The 3,120-nt window shown below is 44.7% G+C and carries 1 protein-coding gene; it reads right to left on the reverse strand.

The window, feature by feature from the left end; all coding sequences use genetic code 11:
• The coding region (locus MM213_RS20435) for an HYR-like domain-containing protein (protein WP_241414739.1) at window positions 1-3,120 on the reverse strand (3,120 nt) is incomplete at both ends.

A 3,120-nucleotide genomic window follows, 5' to 3' on the forward strand; every position in this document is an offset into this window, starting at 1 on the left:
CATATACATGGTCTCCGTATCTGTTGAAAATAACTATGTTGTTGCTCACAAACTTGCCTATACCCTTGATCACAAAACGATCGTTCTTGCCATCTTCACCAGGTGTAATCACGTTTGGTATAAAGAATGGATTGATCCTGTTCACATCAGTATCCGTATTGTTGCTCTGGTCAACATCTTGTTCTTCACTGGATACTGATACCGTATTGGTAAGTACTTCCACAGAGCCATTAACCAATGAATTGGCGTAAACTTGAAGCCTGATATCTATAACTGCTCCTGCAGGGAAGTTAGGTAAAGTCCATGTCAGCCTATTTCCCTGAATGCTAAAGCTAACATCAAGGCCTGAAATCGAACCGTCACTCGATTCTCCTACAAATGACAACCCATTTGGAAGATTATCTATTATCACTACATCGGTAGCATCAGTTAATCCAATATTGCTAACTGTGATCACATACTCAAACTCATCGCCTTCCCAAATAGTAACATCATTTGATGTCTTGGTAATTGATAGATCAACTTCAGAAGCCTCAAGAACAATAGTTATATATGCCGTATCGCAATTCGTAGGGTTCAAAACCTCACAAACCCTATACTGTAGCAGATATCTTCCAGCTTGATTCAATCCAGATATCAAAGAAAGTGAACCATCTGGACCAATCAACAACCCGCTCAGACCTCCAAGTTCAAAAATCTCAAAGTCTACCAATGAAGGATCGATTGTAACCCCATTGAGAAGGTCATTGGCAAGTATGTTGCCCAAGTCTCCACCGAAGTCTGTAGAATGAATACCTAAATCATCGTCATTGGCTATGATCCTAGGAGCTGTCACAGTTACAGTTACTGTCGCTGTATCACAGTTGTCAGGATTCAACACCTCACAGATGCTGTACTCTACTTCGTAGTCTCCCGCTGGCGTGTTCGGTGCTACCGTAACTGTGCCATCTGGGTTGATCACTACCGGAGAGTTTGGATCTACATTGATCGGTGTCAAGGTCACATCATCAGGGTTCACAGGATCTCCGTTCAAGGTATCGTTATCCAATACGTTACCTGGGATTGTACCCCCTTCTATGCCGTTGATAGGACCTAAGTTATCGTCGTTGGCATCTATATCGAGAGATATTACAGTAATTACTTGTTCATGAACTGTTTCATTACCGCAGGCGTCTTTGGCTATCCATGTTCTTATGATAGTATAACCTTGAACACAGTCGCCTTCTGTTCTAGTTTCTACAAAGGTCACTGTAGTCTCTCCGCAGTTATCGGTAGCAGTCAGAATTTCAACTGTCGGCACAACATCACATGTTACCGTAATATCAACAGGTAGCGCTTCCACAAACACTGGTGCTGTAGTATCCTCTACTGTAATAGTCTGAACCAGATCAGTTGAGTTGCCAGCACAATCAGTTAATGTAAATGTCCTTGACACAATTAACGGATCTCCTGAACAACCACTACCACCATTGTCAGAATCTACAACGGTTATAAAAACATCTCCTCTACAATTATCCGCTACATTTGTTATTACAGAAATATCAGCAATTGGCACATCTGCTACACATTCCAAAGTTAAATCTCCAGGAGCATCTCCAAATGGGCTGATGTTATCTTCGATCGTGTAGGTATATGTCCAGGTGTACTCTTCTCCGGCACAGTCTTTATACGTGTAGGTATAAACTTTCGTACCCTCACAAGTAGGATCTTCACTTACACTTGTCAAAGTTGGAACGATGGTTCTGTCACAGTTGTCCGTAACCTCTGGCGCTGTCAGTTCTACCGCATCATCCACACAAGCTACAGTAGCAGAGCCGTTCAACGGCATTGTCACCACAGGTGTCTCTATCGTGTAGGTATATGTCCAGGTGTATGTTTCACCTGCACAATCCTCATACGTGTAAGTATAAACTTTCGTGCCTTCACAGGCAGGATCTTCGCTTATACTCGTCAAAGTTGGAACAATGGTTCTGCCACAGTTGTCCGTAACCTCTGGCGCTGTCGGTTCTACCGCATCTTCAACACAGGATACAGTTGCTGAACCGTTCAATGGCATTGTCACCACAGGTGTCTCTATCGTGTAGGTATATATCCAGGTGTACTCTTCTCCGGCACAGTCTGTATACGTGTAAGTATAAACTTTCGTACCCTCACAGGCAGGATCTTCACTTATACTTGTCAAGGTTGGAACGATGGTTCTGTCACAGTTGTCTGTAACCTCTGGCACTGTCGGTTCTACCGCATCATCCACACAGGATACGGTTGCTGAGCCGTTGGTTGGTATCGTTACCACAGGCGCTTCGATCGTGTAGGTATATGTCCAGATATACTCTTCTCCGGCACAGTCTGTATACGTGTAAGTATAAACTTTCGTGCCTTCACAGGCAGGATCTTCGCTTATACTCGTCAAAGTTGGAACAATGGTTCTGCCACAGTTGTCCGTAACCTCTGGCGCTGTCGGTTCTACCGCATCTTCAACACAGGATACAGTTGCTGAGCCATTGGTTGGTATCGTTACCACAGGCGCTTCGATCGTGTAGGTAAAGGTCCAGGTATACTCTTCTCCGGCACAGTCTGTATACGTGTAGGTATAAACTTTCGTACCCTCACAGGCAGGATCTTCACTTATACTTGTCAAGGTTGGAACGATGGTTCTGTCACAGTTGTCTGTAACCTCTGGCGCTGTCGGTTCTACCGCATCATCCACACAGGATACGGTTGCTGAGCCATTGGTTGGTATCGTTACCACAGGCGCTTCGATCGTGTAGGTAAAGGTCCAGGTATACTCTTCTCCGGCACAGTCTGTATAAGTGTAGGTATAAACTTTCGTACCCTCACAGGCAGGGTCATCACTTACACTCGTCAAAGTTGGAACGATGGTTCTGTCACAGTTGTCTGTAACCTCTGGCGCTGTCGGTTCTACCGCATCATCCGCACAGGCTACAGTAGCTGAACCGTTCAATGGCATTGTCACCACAGGTGTCTCTATCGTGTAGGTATATGTCCAGGTGTACTCTTCTCCGGCACAGTCTGTATACGTGTAGGTATAAACTTTCGTGCCTTCACAGTCAGGGTCATCACTTACATTTGTCAAGGTTGGAACGATGGTTCTGTCACAGT

Origin of the sequence: Belliella alkalica (assembly GCF_022549785.1) — a bacterium.
GTDB lineage: Bacteria > Bacteroidota > Bacteroidia > Cytophagales > Cyclobacteriaceae > Belliella > Belliella alkalica.